We start from the raw sequence: 15,998 nt of genomic DNA on the forward strand, positions 1-15,998 counted from the left end.
GAGCGGCCTACCCGGTCCCGTGGCCCGCCGCTTCCTGCGCGTGGGTCACGCGGAGCGCATCCGTCACGACGTCCAGCAGACTGCCCCGCACACCGAACGCCCGCCGCTGGATGCCGGCACCACCGCCGTTCTCGAGCATCCGCTTCAGGCCGGACCGAACGAGCTCGCGGTCGCCGTTCGCCCCCAGCGCCCGGTCGACGTGTGCGACGAGGGCCGCCACCGCATCCGCCGCGGTTCCCCCGCGCCCGTGCTCCGGATGCGGCAGGCGCCCGGCCGCCCCGGTGAGGGCTGCCTGCCACTCGGCCAGCCGAAGGGCCGCAGCGGGCACCGCCACCGGGGCGACGTCGTGTTGCCACTCGTCGACGGCGGTGTCGACGAGCGCACGGATGAGGGCGGCCAGCACGATCGTGTCGCGCGGGTCGAGGCAGACGTCGGCGATCCGCACCTCCACGGTCGGGAGCTGGTGGGGGAGCCGGGCGTCGAGGTAGATCATGCGCCGGTCGAGGATGACCTCGGTGGCGACGAGGATGCGTTCGAACTCCTCGTAGGCGGCGACCGACCCGAACACTTCCGTCGGACCAGCGCTCTGCCACTGGTGCCAGGCCGCGAAACGGTAACTGGCGTAGCCGGTGTCGTCGCCGTTGGCGAAGGGCGAGTTGGCGCTGAGGGCGAGGATCACGGGAAGCCAGTTGCGGATGCGGTCCATGACCGCGACACCCTCATCCCGCGAGTCGATCCCGACGTGCACGTGGCAGCCGCACACGAGCACGTTGCGCGCCGTCGCGCCGTAACGCTCCATCATCGTCCCGTACCGCGGTTCGCGGGTCGGATGCGGCACGAACGACATCGGGGACATCGCCAGGGCCACGGCGCGCGCCCCGTACGGCTTCACGAGACGGTCCGCCAGCGCCCGGCCGGCCACGATCTCGTCGAACAGGTCGGCAGCGGACTCGTGAGGTCGGGTCTGGGCCTCCAGCATCTCCTCCTTGAACTCCTCTTCCACCCCGGGCCCGGAGGTCGATGCCGCCCAGTCGGGTGCGTCGGCGACCGCCTGCGGGGCGACCGCCATGGGGATGCCTGTGCGCTCGTCGACCAGGAGCAGCTCCTCCTCGACGCCGAGAGTCCTCATCGGCGCGAGGGGAGCCGGCTTCGGCCGGTCCTGGTCAGCGAGCGGTCCATGATTACGACTGGAGGAACGGTTCGGTCGAGTAGCCGGAGGCATCCAGGACGGAGACGCTCGACTCGGGTACCTCCAGGAACAGGCCGGGCAGGTCGTTGAGCGGCTCGGAGACGATGACTCGCGCTCGCTTGCCGAATGAGCGCAGGCGCTCGATGTCGGGGTACATCTCCTGCAGGGTTCCCATGTCCGCCGAGTGGAAGAGGGTGCGACTCCGGCCCTGCGTCGAGTACCGGAACGCCCACACCGTCGCTCCGTCCGAGATAGCGATGGTTCCCTGCATCGGGAAGTCGATTCCGTGGTCGTGACCGACCTCTTCCACCATCCGGATCGCTTTGGCCATCGCGTCGACCGGGTCGTCGACCAGCCCCAGCGTCAGTGCGAGGTGGAAGAGCGCCTCCGAGTCGGTGGTGCCCATGATGCGCGGATACAGCGACGGGTCGACGGCGAACGTGAGATCGCGCTTCACCTTGTGGAAATCCTTCAGGTAGCCGTTGTGCATGAACAGCCAGTTCTCGTACCGGAACGGGTGGCAGTTCGACTGCTGGATGGGCGGCCCGGCCGCCGCCCGCACGTGACTGAAGAAGAGCGGGCTCTCGATCGTGCTGGTCAGTTCACGGAGGTTCTCGTCGTTCCACGCCGGCTCCGTGCTGTGGAACAAGGCGGGGTTGGCGCCCGGGGTGCCTGTCGGATACCAGCCGAAACCGAAACCGTCCCCATTCACGGTCTCTTTGCCCAAAGGAGAATTCAGCGATTGCGCCACAAGTGAATGCTCAGTGTTGAGGATCACTTCCGCCGGGACCAACGGCTCCCCTGAATAGGCCAGCCAACGACACATCTTCCACCGCCTTCATGGTTGTGCCCGCCAACACGAACCCGTATCGCACGTGCTTCAAGCGGGCTGTGCCCGAAGCGTAACCGAGCGTTTTCGGGCCGGGCATCACCCGAATCGAATGACCCTCACTCCTCTTCCGAGTCGGAGACGTCGGAAGAGTCGGTCTGGTCCATCCACCACTCGGTGAACTCGCTCGCGCGTCCATCCGGTTCGAGGCGGATGACCCACAGATTGCTGTAGGTCGGGCCGGCGTGGTACTCGGTGACGCCTTCGACGAACACCAGCGAGCCGTCGCGACCGAGTGCACGCCACTCGAAGTCGGCGGCGCCGGGTTCATCCTGCGCATCCAGCCAGCCTTCGACGATCTCGAGATGGCCGACCCACGGGTCGGCGAAAGGCTCGGTGCGGTACGACGCATCCTCGGTGAAAAGCGCGCGGATGTCGTCGGGATCATTCGACTCCCACGCCCGCCGGTACCCGTCGATCCACGTCGCAATCGCATCGCTCATGCGACCGTTATACGCCCTTTGGACCTCCCACGAACATCCGCTTCTCAAACCGGTGGAAGGCCGCTGCTCGAACCGAATGAAAGATTTGGCCGTGTTAGTCGAATTCGTCGTGCGGCCGTTCGACGTTCCCACGTAACGTCTACGACAAGGAGGACGACATGGAATACATGCTCTTGATCACGAACGACCCGGACGCCGAGCCGTACGACCCCCAGTTCGACAACATCGGCGAGTGGGTCGACGACCTCGAGAAGAAGGGGATCCGGGGTCACGGAGACCGGCTGCGCCCGCCGCAGGATGCGAAGATCGTGCGCATCCGGCGCGGACGCCTGGAGGTGACCGACGGCCCGTTCACGGAGACCAAGGAGTGGATCGCCGGGTACGACGTGCTCGACTGCGACAGCATGGACCAGGCCGTCGAGATCGCGTCGCGTCACCCGATGGCGCGGTTCGGCCGTATCGAGGTGCGTGCGATCTGGCCGTTCGAGTGAGCTGAGCCGGCGGGCCGTGCCTGGTGCGTGTGCACGGCCCGCCCGCTCGCGCAGACACCGGGCAGGAAGCACCGGAAACACTTGTATTGCGCGGCCGGATGTGCCGCGTCCATTCGTGTTTCCGCGCGTTGACGCTACCGTGGTTGCAGGCGTCCACAGAGGGGTTCTGGAATGCGTAGATCGTCGAAGCTCATGGCAGCGGCTGCGGCCGCCTTCTTCGTCGTCACCGGCGTCTCCGCCTGTACGTCGACCGACTCGAAAGACCAGACCGTTGTCGCGCCCACGGCGTCGGAAGGGCCGGTCACGGGTTTCGTGCGCGACGGCCAGGTGCTGCACGTCTCCCGCGACGACGTCACCGTGAACATCAAGGCGTCGGGCGGTGAGCTGATCCTGCAGGGCGACGGCCTGACCGTGACCGTCTCGGGCAACGTGGGCGACCTCATCCTGACCGGTTCGAACAACATGGTCACCTCCGGTGACGCGGACTGGCTCGAGGTGTACGGCTCGAGAAACGTCGTGAAGGCGGGCGGCGTGAGCAGCACGGTGCGCATCGAAGGGTCCCGCAACGACGTCTCGTTCAGCGGCGGACCGAGCGTGCGCGTGCGCGGCAGCAACAACACGGTCAACGGCAACCCGCAGTAGCGCGCTCCCACTGTGACCCGCCCGGGCGCACCGACGGCCCACCGCGTCTTCCCAGCCGATCCATAGAGCGCGCGCATCCCGCATCGATAGTTTCCCCTTCTGAGAGGCGACCGCGTACCAGACCGGATGGGGGAGAGCCGATGCGCAGACTGTTCGGAACGCTCGTCGCCGTGATCGTCGCGGCCATGCTGATCGTCGCCGGCGCGTCCGTCATCCCTGCACTGCTCTCGCAGAATCCCGCCAAAGCGGTCGCCGTGACGTGTCCGGCTGCTCCCACTGTCACCGTCGGCACCATCCGGGTCCCGGCCGGCCCGATCGCCGGCTACTGCCAGGACCAGCTCGTGAATGCTGCGCACATCATCAATGCGGCCCGCAACCTCGGGATCGGGACGCACACCCAAGCGATCGGCGTCATGACGGCGATGGGGGAGTCCGGCCTGCACAACCTGAACTACGGCGACGCCGCCGGCCCTGACAGCCGCGGCATCTTCCAGCAACGCGACAACGGCGCCTGGGGAACGCTCGCCGACCGGATGGATCCGTACACCGCTGCCACGAACTTCTTCACGAAGCTGGTCAACCTGCCCGACTGGAAGAGCCTCACTCCCGCGGAGGCCGCGCACGCTGTGCAGGTCAACGCCGATCCGAACTACTACACGGCGTACTGGGCCGACGCCGTCAAGGTCGTCGCAGCGTTGTCGAGTCAGAAATGATACGTTGCGCTTGTGACCCGAATCGTGGCGGTCGCTCCCGCCCTCCCGGCCCGTACTTACACACAGGCTGAGATCACTGCGGCCTTGCTGGCCATGATCACCACCGATCCCGGTCGACAGGCCGTGATGAAGCGCATCCATGCCGCCAGCGGGGTCGAGACACGCAACCTGGTCATGCCTCTCGAGCAATACAGCACGATCGCGTCGTTCCGTGAGTCGAACGACTTCTTCATCGCCGAAGGCACCACTCTCGCCGAACGGGCGCTCGGGGATGCGCTCGCGCTCGCGGGTCTCGTCGCCTCCGATGTCGACTTCCTGCTCTTCACATCCGTGACCGGCATCGCCGCACCGTCGATCGACGCCCAGCTGGTGTCGCGGCTGGGCCTCCGGCCCGACGTCAAACGACTGCCGTCGTTCGGGCTCGGATGCGTCGCCGGCGCCGCGGGGATCGCCCGCGTGCACGACTACCTGGTCGGGCATCCGAACGAGGTCGCCGTGCTGCTGTCGGTGGAGCTGTGCTCGCTGACGGTGCAGGCGAGCGACGATTCCATGGCGAACATCGTCGCGAGCGGTCTGTTCGGCGACGGCGCGGCAGCCGTCGTGATGGTCGGCGACCAGCGCGCCCAGCAGCTCGGCATGGGCGGCCCCGAGGTGGTCGACACCCGCAGCCGCATCTACCCCGACACGCAGGATGTGATCGGCTGGGATATCGGTGGAACCGGTTTCCGCATCGTCCTGAGCGCCGGTGTCCCGGATGTGATCGACCGCAATTTCGCGGATGACGCCGCCGGCCTTCTCGCCCGGCACGGACTCGAGATCGCGGATGTGGGCGTCTGGGCTGCGCATCCGGGTGGCCCGAAAGTGCTCGAAGCATTCTCCCGCGCGCTCGACCTTCCGGATGGCGCGCTGGACGCCAGCTGGCGGTCGCTCGCGCGCGTGGGCAACCTGTCGTCGGCGGCGGTCCTGCACGTCCTGGCGGAGCTGATGGATGCGCATCCTGTGGCCGGCACCAACGGCCTGCTCTTCGCGCTCGGCCCCGGGGTCACGGCCGAGCTCGTCCTGCTGCGCTGGGTGGACGCGTGACCCGGGGCGGACTCATGATCGGGGCAGCCACATGATCTGGTACACGGTCCTCATCCTCGCGACGGGGCTGGAACGCATCCTCGAAATGATCATCTCCACACGCAACGCCAAGTGGTCGTTCGCGCGAGGCGGCGTCGAGTACGGCCGGCGCCATTTTGCGCCGATGATCGCACTTCACGTCGGATTCCTGCTCGCCTGCCTCGCCGAGGTGTGGATAGGGCAGCGTCCGTTCATCCCGTGGCTCGGGTGGCCGATGCTGGTGCTCGTCTTCGCGAGCCAGGCTCTTCGCTACTGGTGCATCGCCGTGCTGGGGCCGCGCTGGAACACGCGGGTGATCGTGGTTCCGGGGCTGCCGCTCGTCGATCGTGGCCCGTACCGGTGGTTCAAGCACCCCAACTATGTGGCCGTCGTGGTCGAGGGGATCGCGCTGCCGCTCATCTACACCGGGTGGATCACCGCCCTCACCTTCACGGTGCTGAACGCCGTGCTGCTGCTCAGGTTCCGCCTGCCGTGCGAGGACACGGCACTCGCGTCGCTCCCACCTGCGACGGATCACGCGACCTCCGTCCGATGAGCACGGGGCACGGTTCGGGCGCGCTCGACGCCGACGTGCTCGTGGTGGGTGGAGGGCCGGTCGGCCTCGCCGCCGCGATCGAGGCCAGCGCCGCCGGGTTCGGCGTGCTCGTCGTCGAGCAGCGCAGTGGGCCGATCGACAAGGCGTGCGGCGAAGGCCTGATGCCCGGTGCGCTCGCCGCGCTGCACCGCCTCGGAGTCGACCCCGTGGGCCACGACTTCCACGGCATCGCCTACGTCAGCGCGACCCAGCGCGTCGAACACCGATTCGACGGCGACGTCGGGCGCGGTGTGCGCCGGACCGTGCTGCACGCGGCAATGGCCGACCGGGTCGCCGAACTGCGCATCCCCGTCCTGCGCGGACGCGTCGGCGCACTGACCCAGGGCGACGGGCGGGTGCGCGTCGACTGGGAAGGCGGTGGGGCGAGCGCGGCCTGGGTGATCGCTGCGGACGGCTTGCACTCGACGGTGCGGCGGCTGGTCGGATGCGAACGGCCGCCCGTGCGTGCGGCGAAGCGGCGGTTCGGCATCCGCCGCCATTTCGAGGTCGCGCCGTGGAACGATCTCGTCGAAGTGCATTGGACGCCGGACGTGGAGGCGTACGTCACGCCCGTCGACGCCGGGTCTGTCGGGGTCGCGCTCCTCGGGCCGCCGCACGTCGACTTCGATGAAGCGCTCGCCCGCATCCCTGAGCTCTCCCGCCGCCTCGCCGGCGCGGCCGCGCTGAGTTCGACCCGCGGTGCCGGGCCGTTGCGCCAGCGGACGACACGCAGGGTCGCCGGTCGGGTGCTGCTGGCGGGCGATGCGTCCGGGTACGTCGACGCCCTCACCGGCGAAGGGCTGCGTGTGGGCTTCGCGCAGGCGCGCTCCGCCGTGCACAGCATCGCGGATGGGGACCCCTCGCGTTACGAACGCGCCTGGTCACGCGACACGCGCGATTTCCGCATCCTCACGAGTGCTCTCGTCGCTGCGGCGCGTTCCCCGTTGCGCGAGCGGATCGTGCCGGCGGCGGTGGCGAGCCCGGCGCTCTTCGGGCGGATCGTCGATCGTCTCGCGCGCTGAGCGGCGCACTCCCGCGCACGGTCAGCCGGTCTCACAATACTTGGAATGCTTTTATAAGAAATATTAACCGGCGATTTTCGTGCCCTTCTCAGGATGAACCGGTATTTCTTGTACTAGTGCGTCACTGTACGGCTGTTATTCAATATGCGGGAGAAGGACGAACATCGATGAGCCAGGTTGAAGCCGACCACAGTTCCGGCGACAGCTCCGGTTCCGACGAATGGGCGGGCCGGCGTCGGCGCACCACCATCACGTTCTACCTCTCGGATGTTCTGCGCAACCGGGCGCGCGCGGCGTACCGGGTGACCTCGTTCGAGGAACAGGACGCCAGCTGGTCGGACATGCTCAGCAAGGCACTCCTGGCCGAGGTCGAGCGCAGGGAGCGCATCCACAACCTCGGCGAACACTTCGCCGGCGGCGAAGAGCCGCTCACACCGGGCCGTCCCATCGGGTTCTGACGAGCGAAGCCCGACGCTCGAGGGGTGTAAACGAGCCGGCCGGATCGTCCACACTCCTGACGGAGGCGGATGATCCGGCCGGCTCTGTTCAGCTCAGTCGGTCTGCTTCAGCTCACACCGGGCTGACGGCGTACGTGACCGCCTGTCCAGGCGTGCTGAGGATCACGGTGTACTTCGGTCCATCGAAGATCGTGGTGCTGGTGTCGGTGGCCTTCGCATTCGGCTCCGCCTTGAACCCGGCCTTCTCGAGGGCGGCCTTCGCGTCCGCGAAACCGGTCTTCGAGGTGGGGATGACGGTGACGCTCCAGCCGGTGCTCGCGTCGCCCTTCGCGACGAGGATCTTGCCATCGACGATGGGGACGTCGCTCTTCGGGAAGCTCGACGGGATGGTCGCTGTGTCGGAGCTCGCGCCTGCGCTCGCGGTGGACGAGCTGCCGGAGGTGGAGCCGGTCGAACAGCCGGCGAGCCCACCCCCCAACGCGATCGTGATGGCCACTACGGCCGGGACGAACAGTTTCTTGCGTGAAAGGTGCATGGTGATTCCTACCGGTGATCGATGATTTCTACTGGTTTCGCATATGAAATACGTGTGGTGCAAACACAGAAGTTTACCCTCGGCCCTCTACGCGCGCAGAGGTGCTCTACACAACCAATGGTGACACCGGCGTCCGACACTTCCAGGGTCGGGTGGGTACCTCACGCACTACTTTCGCGCAGCCGCACTACTTCGTTGCGAGCGCACCAGTACCACGTAGTGCCGTGGGACAAAACACGTGCGCCCAGCGCACAGCCTTCGGCTCAGCCGAGCAGCAGCGTGCTCAGCTGGTCGGTCGAGTGCACGACGGCGATCGCGCCGGCGGCCTCAGCAGGCGAACCGTAGCCCCATTCGACGAGGATCGTCGGCAGGCCGTGTTCGGTCGCGCCTTCCACATCGTGGGACCGGTCGCCGACCATGACGGTCTGCGAAAGGTCGACGCCCTGCTCGGTGAGGCGTCGCAGCGCTTCGGCGACGACATCCCCCTTCGCGCTGCGCGATTCATCCTCGGATGCTCCGCAGATGACGTCGAAGTATTCGGTGAGCCCGAAGTGGTCGAGAATGCGCCGCGCCTGCAGTTCAGGCTTGCTGGTCGCGACGGCGAGCGGGATGCCCGCATCCTTGAGTCGCTTGAGCACGCCACGCACACCCGGGAAGACGGCTGAGTCGAAGGCGCCGTCCTCGTGGTAGCTGGCGCGGTAGATGGCGAGCGCGTCGCGGGCCTCGCTCTCGCTCATGTGTGCGAAGTCGCGGAAGGAGTCGAGCAGGGGCGGCCCCACGTATTCGACGAGTTCGGCCGGCGAGGGGATGGGCAGGCCGAGGGCCTGAAGCGTTGCTGCGATCGACTTGGTGATGCCGGGCGCGGAGTCTGTGATGGTGCCGTCGAGATCGAACAGGACGCAGGTCCAGGTTCGAGTGACGGTCAGGGTCGGGTTAGTCATAACCGTCCAATAGTAGGTTCCGGAATTCGGTGTTTGCTCAACGTCCGCTGAGAGCGGATTCGATGTGTGAGCGCGCGACGACCATCGTATTCGTTCCCGGATTGAACTGAACAGCTACGAAATCCGCAGTTTCGATGAGTGCGAGCGCGTCGCGCGCGGGGATGATGATCGCCTGCACTTTGACGCCCTTCTTGACCGCAGCCCCGACCGCGTCGCGCAGTGCCTTCATGGAGGTGAACAGGGGAAGCACCGGCTCCCCTGCCGTCGAGGCGATGGTGCGGATGCGCGTGCCGGACTCCTGGGTGGACCCAGTGACATCGACGACCAGGCCACCCGTGAGCGCGGCGTCGAGGAGAGCATCCAGCGACTCGCGCGTCGGCTCGGCATTGATCGCATCCAGTGCTTTGCGCACAGGGACGTTCTCGTAACTCTGCGGGAACCGGCCGGCTTTCATCAGAAGAGCCTGCTCCCGCTGTCGTCCAGGCCGCGCATCGCGTCATAGTCGAGGACCAGGCAGCGGATGCCGCGGTCCTCGGCGAGTGTGCGCGCCTGCGGCTTGATCTCCTGTGCCGCGAAGACCCCGGTCACGGGGGCGAGGTGCGGGTCGCGGTTCATGAGTTCGAGGTAGCGGGTGAGCTGCTCGACGCCGTCGATGTCCCCGCGGCGCTTCAGTTCGACGGCGACCGATGAGCCGTTCGCATCCCTCGCCAGGATGTCGACCGGCCCGATCGCGGTCATGTATTCGCGGCGCACGAGCGTATGCCCCTCGCCGAGGAGTTCGATCTGCTCGGCCAGCAGCTTCTGCAGGTGCGCTTCGACGCCGTCCTTCTGCAATCCGGGGTCGATGCCGAGTTCGTGCGCCGAGTCGTGGAGCACGTGATGGATGGACACCACGAGCATGTCCGCCGTCTTCGCCTGGCTCACACGCCACACTTCGGTCACGCCGGCTTCGGTCTGCGCATCGTCGGGCTCGAGCACGGTGAGGGTGCACGGCGGGCTCATCCAGTTCAGCGGCTTGTAAGAGCCTCCGTCGGAGTGCACGAGAACGCTGCCGTCGGATTTGAGCATGAGGAGCCGGGTCGCGAGCGGAAGGTGCGCGCTCAGACGCCCGGCGTAGTCGACGGAGCACTGGGCAATGACGAGACGCACCACTCGAGGTTAACGCACGCCGCCGACGCGTGCGTCCTCGCGCGTTCTCGTGTGCCCGCCCGTTCGGGCATTCCCCGCCACGTCGAGCGGGCGGGGACGTCCCGAGCTGGCGGGCACGCCGCCGGATGCTGGCCGGCGACCGACCCTTAAGCCTCGGCGCGCACGCGGGGCGCCCGAGCCCGCGACGCCTCGCGCACGGCGGGCGCTGCGAGCGCCGACGCCACCATGAGCACGAGCAGCACATACAGGGCGTTCAGGATCCCGAACGCCTGCCCCAGGAACCCGATCAGCGGCGGTCCCACGAGGAAGGCGCAGTAGCCGATCATCGCCACCGCGCTCACGCGGGCGGCCGGCTTGTCGGTGCCGTCGGCAGCCGCCGACATCCCGAGCGGGAAGCCGAGCGAGACGCCGAAGCCCCACAGAACCGTCCCGACCACGACCAGCCACAGGGGGCCGCCGAGAATGAACAGGAGCAGGCCGAGCACCCCCAGCCCCGCAGTGAGCCGGATGGAGTTGGTCCGGCCGATCCGGTCGACGAGCGGGCCGCCGAGGATCCGGCCCACGGTCATCGCCGCGACGAAGAACCCGAAGACGAGTGCGCCGGTGGCGTTGGACTGGTGGTGTCCGTCGACCACGCCGAGGGCCAGCCAGTCGTTGGCGGATCCTTCGGCGAACGCCATCCCGAGCATCACGACGCCGATCAGGATGAGGCGCCAGTCGGCCCACACGGACAGGTTCTCGCGCAGGCGCTCGCCCCACGGACGCTTCTCGGGCACGCCCGCTTCGGGATCGCCGAGCTCGACTTCGTTCGGGATGAACCGCACCGCGACGATCGCGACACCGATGACCAGTACGGCGATCCCCATGAGATGCCATGACACGTCGACGTGCAGGGCAGCGGCGGCGGCGCCGATTCCCGCGCCGACGACGGTGCCGAGGCTGAAGCACGCGTGCATGAGCGGCATCAGCGTCTTGCCGATCTCGCGCTCGACGGCCGCGCCTTCGACGTTCATCATCACGTCGACCATCCCGTTGCCGAAGCCGAGCAGGGCAAGGCCGAAGCCGACGACGGGCACGAAGTGGATGAACGACACACCGCTGCCGATCAGCACCATGCCGGCCGCCACGACACCGAGGGAGATGACCATGCCGCGGTGCGGGCCGACCTTGGCGAGCAACGGCGCGGATGCGACGAGGCCGAGGATGGCGCCGACGGACATCCCGAGGATCAGCAGGCCGACCTGGGCGGTGTCGAGGCCGAGCCCGTCGCGGACGCCGGGGACGCGCGCCACCCACGTCGCGAGACTGAGACCGCTGAGGATGAAGATGACGAACACCGCGTTGCGCCACGCCGAGAGTTCGCGCCGGCTGCGCGTGGTGTGTGCCGGTGTCGACTGCGACATGATGTCCCTGATGGTTCGAAAGCGGTTGGACGTCTGGGTGAAGAGGCCGTCGAATCGATTCGATCGAATCGATTCGACTAAGCTATCGGAGAAAGCGGCCGAATTCAACCGGCGTGGAAGGAAACATCCGTGAGCGACGAGTCGAGAACGCACACCGGCGCACGCCCCACCCTCGCCGCGGTGGCGCAGCTCGCAGGGGTTTCCAACTCCACCGCATCGCTGGCGTTCAGCGGCACCGGGCCGGTCTCCGACGCGACGCGCGAACGCGTGCTCGCCGCCGCGCGCGAACTGAATTACGCGGGGCCGGACCCTCGAGCGCGTTCCCTCCGCACGGGTCGCTCCGGAATCGTCGGCGTCGTCATCGAGGAGCACGTGCGCGACGCGTTCCGCGACCCCATCAAGATCGCACTCCTCGACGGCATTTCGCAGGAGCTCGCCGTCATCGACGCCGGCCTTCTCATCCTCACCGACACGGGCGAGGCTGCTGGGCGCATCCAGGACGCTTCGATGGATGCGGTGGTACTGATCGGATGCAGCCCCCGCCTCGACGAGTCGATCGCCGCTCTCCGCCAGCGCGGCATCCCCCTCGTCGCCATCGAGGGCGACCCGTCCGGCGACGTGCTGACCATCGGCCAGGACAACCGCGAAGCGACGCGTCTCGCCGCACAGCATCTCTGGGATCTCGGACATCGGGATGTCGCGCTCGTGACGCTCCCGCTCGACCGGGACCGCATCCGGGGGCCTCTCACGCCGGAACGTGAGGCCCACGGAAGTTCGAACACGACGATGGAGCGACTCGCCGGCGCCCGCGACGTCTTTCCCGATGCGGTCGCGTTCACGGCCCGCGGGAGCTTCGTCGAAGAAGGAACCATCGCCGGGCATGCGCTGCTCGACGACCCGAATCACCGGCCGACCGCGATCATCGCGCAGAGCGATCTGCTCGCGGCCGGGGTGATCCGCGCCGCCGAGGAGCTCGAGATCGCCGTGCCAGGCGACCTCAGCGTCGTCGGCTTCGACGGGGTGCGCGTCGACGGACTGTGGCCGTACGACCTGACGACGCTCGTCCAGCCGGCGGTCGAGAAGGGCCGGGCGGCGGGTGCCGCGATCGTCGAGATGCTCGACGGCGAGGCGCCGGAGCCCATCGGGTTCACCAGCGAGTTCCACACCGGGAACACGACGGCCCCGCCGTCGCGGTGACCGGATGCGCGGCGTCGTCAGCGAGCGCGCCCGCCGGTCACATAGTGTGAAACCATGACTGCGCTTGAAGAGCTCTACTACGACCTGCACGCCCACCCCGAGCTCTCCTTCGCGGAGCATCGGACTGCCGGAGTGGTCGCCGACGGCCTCACCGCCCTCGGGCTCGATGTGACCGAGGGGATCGGCGGCACCGGCGTCGTCGGTGTCCTCGCGAACGGCAACGGTCCGACCGTGCTGCTCCGCGCCGACATGGACGGCCTTCCGGTGACGGAGGAGACCGGCCTGCCCTACGCGAGCACCCAGACCGTGGTCGACGAACATGGCCACGAAGTCGGGGTCATGCACGCGTGCGGGCACGACATCCACATCACCTGCCTGATCGGCGCCGTGGAGCGACTGATCGAGACGCGCTCGGAATGGAGCGGAACCGTCGTCGCGCTCTTCCAGCCCGCCGAGGAGCACGGCGGCGGCGCCCGGGTTATGGTCGAGGACGGCCTGTACGAGAAGGTTCCGAAGCCCGACATCGTGCTCGGCCAGCACGTGGCTCCTTACCCGGCCGGCATCGTCGGAGCCCATTCGGGCCCCGCCATGGCTGCTGTCGACGCCATGGACGTGACGATGTTCGGGCGTGGTGGTCACGGTTCCCGGCCTGAGACCACCATCGACCCGGTCGTGATGGCCTCCGCTACCGTCATGCGTCTCCAGGGCGTGGTCTCGCGTGAGGTCGCCGCGTTCGACCCCGCGGTGGTGACCGTCGGCTTCGTCTCAGCGGGCACGAAGAGCAACATCATCCCGGCTGAGGCGACCCTCGGCATCAGCATCCGGAGCTTCAGCGATCCCGTGCGCGAGCGCGTGGTCGGTGCGGTGGAGCGCATCGTGCGATCCGAGGCGCAGGCCTCCGGGGCGACCCGCGAACCGGAGTTCTCGGTGACCGAGGCCTATCCGGTGACCGTGAACGACCCGGATGCGACCGAACGCACCAACAACGCGTTCCGTGCCGCGTTCGGTGACGACCGTGTGTTCGACCCGGGGCTCATCGCCGGCAGCGAAGACGTCGGCAACCTCGCGACCGCCGCAGGCGTGCCGCTCGTGTACTGGTTCCTCGGCGGAGCGGACCCCGCGGCGTATGCGGCGGCGGAGGCTGCGGGGACACTCGACACGGACATCCCGTCGAACCACTCGCCGTTCTTCGCGCCGCTGCCGCAGCCGACGATCGACGCGGGTGTGGATGCGCTCGTCGTCGCGGCGCGGGAGTGGCTCGGCTAGGGCTGTCCTCGTCGGCCGATCCGCGCGCGATCGGTTGCCACAAGGTCGCCGTTGTGCCCGATTGCTCGCCACAAAGATTGGCGACCAATCGGGAAATCGGCGAGCAATCGCGCGGGTCACGCGAGGTGGTCGAGGTAGCGCAGGATGATGCCTTCCCGCAGCGCCCACGGCGAGACTTCGAGCTCGTCGACGCGGAACGCGCGCATCGCCTCGCGCAGCACGATGCCGCCGGCGACGATCTGGAACGTGCGGTCGGCCGTGATGCCGGGGAGGGCGATGCGCGCCTCAGGCGGAAGCTGCGCGAGGCGGGGCACCCAGTCCCGGAGCTCACTGCGTTTGAGCAGGCTGCGTTCGGTGCCGCCAGGGCCAGGCGCCACGGAACCGGCGAGCCTGGCAAGGGATCGGATCGTCTTCGACGTGCCGATGACATGCTCGTCGTCGGGTCGGGCCGCGAAGGCGCCGACCGCTTCGGCGAGGACGGCGCGCGCGTGGACGCGCAACGCCTCCACCTGCGATTCGAGCGGGGGGTCGTCATGCAGGAAGCCGATCGTGCTGCGCCCGGCTCCGAGCGGGACCGACACGGCGACATCCGGGATCTCGTCGACGCCGGAGGCGATCTCGAGCGACCCGCCACCGATGTCGAGGAGGAGGATGCTGCCGGCAGACCAGCCCGACCATCGCCGCACCGCGAGAAAGGTCAGCCGCGCCTCATCCGCGCCGGAGAGCACCTGAAGGTCGACACCGGTCCGTTCCGTGATCAGGGCGAGGACTTCGGGCCCGTTCGTCGCCTCGCGGATCGCGGACGTCGCGAACGGCAGCAGCTCGTCGATCTCCTCGTCGGCCGCGGTCCGCACAGCCGCCCCGATCGCGTCCAGGATCGCGGCGACACCCTCGTCGCTGATCGCGCCGTCAGGAGTGATGTACCGCATGAGGCGAAGCACGGATTTGTGCGCGGCGGCAGGGATGGGGCGGGCGCCGGGATGCGCATCCACCACCAGGAGATGCACCGTGTTCGAACCCACATCGAGCACTCCGAGTCGCATGGGACGACACTATCGCCCGCGGCGGCGAAACGGGCGGGGGCCTTGCTGCAAGCGCTTGACGGGCGTACGTTCCGCGACATGAATGAGCAGAAGACCCAGATCGAAGTCCCATTCGGGCTCCGGCCCGCCCTTCACGAGACGGGGTGGGCAGCATGAGCGCGGCCGGATGGATCGCGATCATCATCGCGGTCGTCGCCATCGTCGTGATCATCCTCATCATCACGATGTCGGGCCGGCGGCGCCGCGAGGCGGACCGCGTCCGAGCGGCCGAGATGCGCCAGAAGGCGGAGGCGGATGCGTTCGGCGCGCGCGAACAGCAGGCCAAGGCGGCACGAGCGCAGGCGGATGCGCAACAGGCCGAGGTGGATGCGGAGCGTCTGCGCCGCGAGGCCACCGAGCGCCAGAACGAGGCGCAGGATGCGCAGGCACGGGCCGCCGAGCAGGCTCGTCACGCCGACAAGATCGACCCTGACGTGAAGGGCGACGGCACCGTTCCGGAGGAGCGGATGAACAGACGTGCGGACGGCGCGAGCCCCGCGGCCGCTCCCGCCACGGCTGCGCCTGCGGCCGCGCAGCCCGCAGCAGCTCCGCCCACGACGGCGCAGCCCGCGGCAGCGCCACCCGCGGCAGCCCCGCCCGCGGCAGCGCCACCTACCTCGACCAACCCGGCCCCCGGTACGGTCGGACCCGACGGGGTCCGCCGCTAGCTGCGCGCCACTGACCGGGAGATGCGGGGCGGCGGGTGAAGCCGCCCCGCATGCGCGATCGTTCCTTTCGCCGCCGCCAGGTCTGACGACCCGTTTGCGGGATGCGCGGCCGCTGCACCCGAACATCGTGCCGCGCGGAACTTCATGAACGCATGTCGAGCGTAGGTGCGGACTCACGCCGTTTCAGTAGTCGCTCATGAGATTGCAGTAGTGA

Annotated in this window: 19 protein-coding genes; 10 read left to right on the plus strand and 9 right to left on the minus strand. The window is 68.2% G+C overall.

Annotation, left to right across the window (positions count from 1 at the left end):
• Positions 1-7 precede the first annotated feature (7 nt).
• The 3 genes from G3T36_RS06455 to G3T36_RS06465 all read right to left on the minus strand — a co-directional run bounded on the left by G3T36_RS06455 (position 8) and on the right by G3T36_RS06465 (position 2,521).
• A complete protein-coding gene (locus tag G3T36_RS06455) occupies positions 8-1,129 on the minus strand; it encodes a carboxylate-amine ligase (protein WP_163288714.1) in 1,122 nt (373 codons plus the stop codon).
• A 52-nt stretch (positions 1,130-1,181) separates the two neighbouring features.
• Positions 1,182-2,015 (minus strand): class II glutamine amidotransferase, encoded by an 834-nt coding sequence (locus G3T36_RS06460; protein WP_163288715.1) that lies wholly within the window; start codon positions 2,013-2,015, stop codon positions 1,182-1,184.
• A 122-nt stretch (positions 2,016-2,137) separates the two neighbouring features.
• Positions 2,138-2,521 carry a nuclear transport factor 2 family protein gene (locus G3T36_RS06465; protein WP_163288716.1) on the minus strand — a complete coding sequence of 128 codons (384 nt, stop codon included), beginning with the start codon at positions 2,519-2,521 and terminating at the stop codon, positions 2,138-2,140.
• A gap of 158 nt (positions 2,522-2,679) precedes the next feature.
• Here G3T36_RS06465 and G3T36_RS06470 point away from each other — a divergent pair, with 158 nt between their 5' ends.
• From G3T36_RS06470 to G3T36_RS06500, 7 genes are all read left to right on the plus strand, one after another.
• A complete protein-coding gene (locus G3T36_RS06470) occupies positions 2,680-3,012 on the plus strand; it encodes a YciI family protein (RefSeq protein WP_163288717.1) in 333 nt (110 codons plus the stop codon).
• A gap of 171 nt (positions 3,013-3,183) precedes the next feature.
• Complete coding sequence (locus tag G3T36_RS06475) at positions 3,184-3,654, plus strand: DUF3060 domain-containing protein (RefSeq protein ID WP_163288718.1); 471 nt, start codon at positions 3,184-3,186, stop codon at positions 3,652-3,654.
• Positions 3,655-3,794: 140 nt separating this feature from the next.
• A complete protein-coding gene (locus G3T36_RS06480) occupies positions 3,795-4,367 on the plus strand; it encodes a hypothetical protein (RefSeq protein WP_163288719.1) in 573 nt (190 codons plus the stop codon).
• Between the two features lie 12 nt (positions 4,368-4,379).
• Entirely contained in the window at positions 4,380-5,450 is a 1,071-nt protein-coding gene (locus G3T36_RS06485; RefSeq protein WP_163288720.1) for a 3-oxoacyl-[acyl-carrier-protein] synthase III C-terminal domain-containing protein, read from the plus strand.
• Between the two features lie 31 nt (positions 5,451-5,481).
• Positions 5,482-6,024, plus strand: a complete 543-nt coding sequence (locus G3T36_RS06490) for an isoprenylcysteine carboxyl methyltransferase family protein (protein ID WP_163288721.1) — start codon at positions 5,482-5,484, stop codon at positions 6,022-6,024.
• Positions 6,021-7,085 (plus strand): NAD(P)/FAD-dependent oxidoreductase, encoded by a 1,065-nt coding sequence (locus G3T36_RS06495; RefSeq protein WP_163288722.1) that lies wholly within the window; start codon positions 6,021-6,023, stop codon positions 7,083-7,085. The genes G3T36_RS06490 and G3T36_RS06495 overlap by 4 nt, the downstream gene beginning before the upstream one ends.
• A 167-nt stretch (positions 7,086-7,252) precedes the next feature.
• Positions 7,253-7,543 (plus strand): ParB family protein, encoded by a 291-nt coding sequence (locus G3T36_RS06500; RefSeq protein WP_163288723.1) that lies wholly within the window; start codon positions 7,253-7,255, stop codon positions 7,541-7,543.
• Between the two features lie 112 nt (positions 7,544-7,655).
• Here the strand turns inward: G3T36_RS06500 and G3T36_RS06505 are convergent, their stop codons facing one another.
• The 5 genes from G3T36_RS06505 to G3T36_RS06525 form a co-directional block, all read right to left on the minus strand.
• Complete coding sequence (locus G3T36_RS06505) at positions 7,656-8,078, minus strand: hypothetical protein (RefSeq protein WP_163288724.1); 423 nt, start codon at positions 8,076-8,078, stop codon at positions 7,656-7,658.
• Between the two features lie 263 nt (positions 8,079-8,341).
• Positions 8,342-9,019 carry an HAD family hydrolase gene (locus G3T36_RS06510; protein WP_163288725.1) on the minus strand — a complete coding sequence of 226 codons (678 nt, stop codon included), beginning with the start codon at positions 9,017-9,019 and terminating at the stop codon, positions 8,342-8,344.
• Between the two features lie 37 nt (positions 9,020-9,056).
• Entirely contained in the window at positions 9,057-9,473 is a 417-nt protein-coding gene (locus G3T36_RS06515) for an SseB family protein (RefSeq protein ID WP_163288726.1), read from the minus strand.
• The gene (gene nucS / locus G3T36_RS06520) at positions 9,473-10,168 is read right to left on the minus strand and encodes an endonuclease NucS (protein ID WP_163288727.1); all 696 of its coding nucleotides are present in this window, start codon (positions 10,166-10,168) and stop codon (positions 9,473-9,475) included. Before nucS ends, G3T36_RS06515 begins: the two co-directional genes overlap by 1 nt.
• A 146-nt stretch (positions 10,169-10,314) precedes the next feature.
• Positions 10,315-11,571: an MFS transporter gene (locus tag G3T36_RS06525; protein ID WP_163288728.1), complete on the minus strand. Its 1,257-nt coding sequence runs from the start codon at positions 11,569-11,571 to the stop codon at positions 10,315-10,317.
• A gap of 129 nt (positions 11,572-11,700) precedes the next feature.
• On the opposite strand from G3T36_RS06525, the gene G3T36_RS06530 reads away from it, so the two are divergent.
• Positions 11,701-12,768, plus strand: coding sequence for a substrate-binding domain-containing protein (locus G3T36_RS06530; RefSeq protein WP_163288729.1), 1,068 nt, complete (start codon positions 11,701-11,703; stop codon positions 12,766-12,768).
• 54 nt (positions 12,769-12,822) lie between these two features.
• Complete coding sequence (locus G3T36_RS06535; RefSeq protein ID WP_163288730.1) at positions 12,823-14,034, plus strand: amidohydrolase; 1,212 nt, start codon at positions 12,823-12,825, stop codon at positions 14,032-14,034.
• A gap of 116 nt (positions 14,035-14,150) precedes the next feature.
• Here G3T36_RS06535 and G3T36_RS06540 read toward each other — a convergent pair whose 3' ends face one another.
• Complete coding sequence (locus tag G3T36_RS06540; RefSeq protein WP_163288731.1) at positions 14,151-15,077, minus strand: Ppx/GppA phosphatase family protein; 927 nt, start codon at positions 15,075-15,077, stop codon at positions 14,151-14,153.
• A 152-nt stretch (positions 15,078-15,229) separates the two neighbouring features.
• Between G3T36_RS06540 and G3T36_RS06545 the strand changes: the two genes are divergently transcribed.
• On the plus strand, positions 15,230-15,784 hold the full coding sequence (locus G3T36_RS06545) for a hypothetical protein (protein WP_163288732.1): 555 nt from the start codon (positions 15,230-15,232) through the stop codon (positions 15,782-15,784).
• Positions 15,785-15,998 lie beyond the last annotated feature (214 nt).

The organism is Leifsonia tongyongensis (assembly GCF_010686705.1).
Lineage (GTDB): Bacteria > Actinomycetota > Actinomycetes > Actinomycetales > Microbacteriaceae > Diaminobutyricibacter > Diaminobutyricibacter tongyongensis.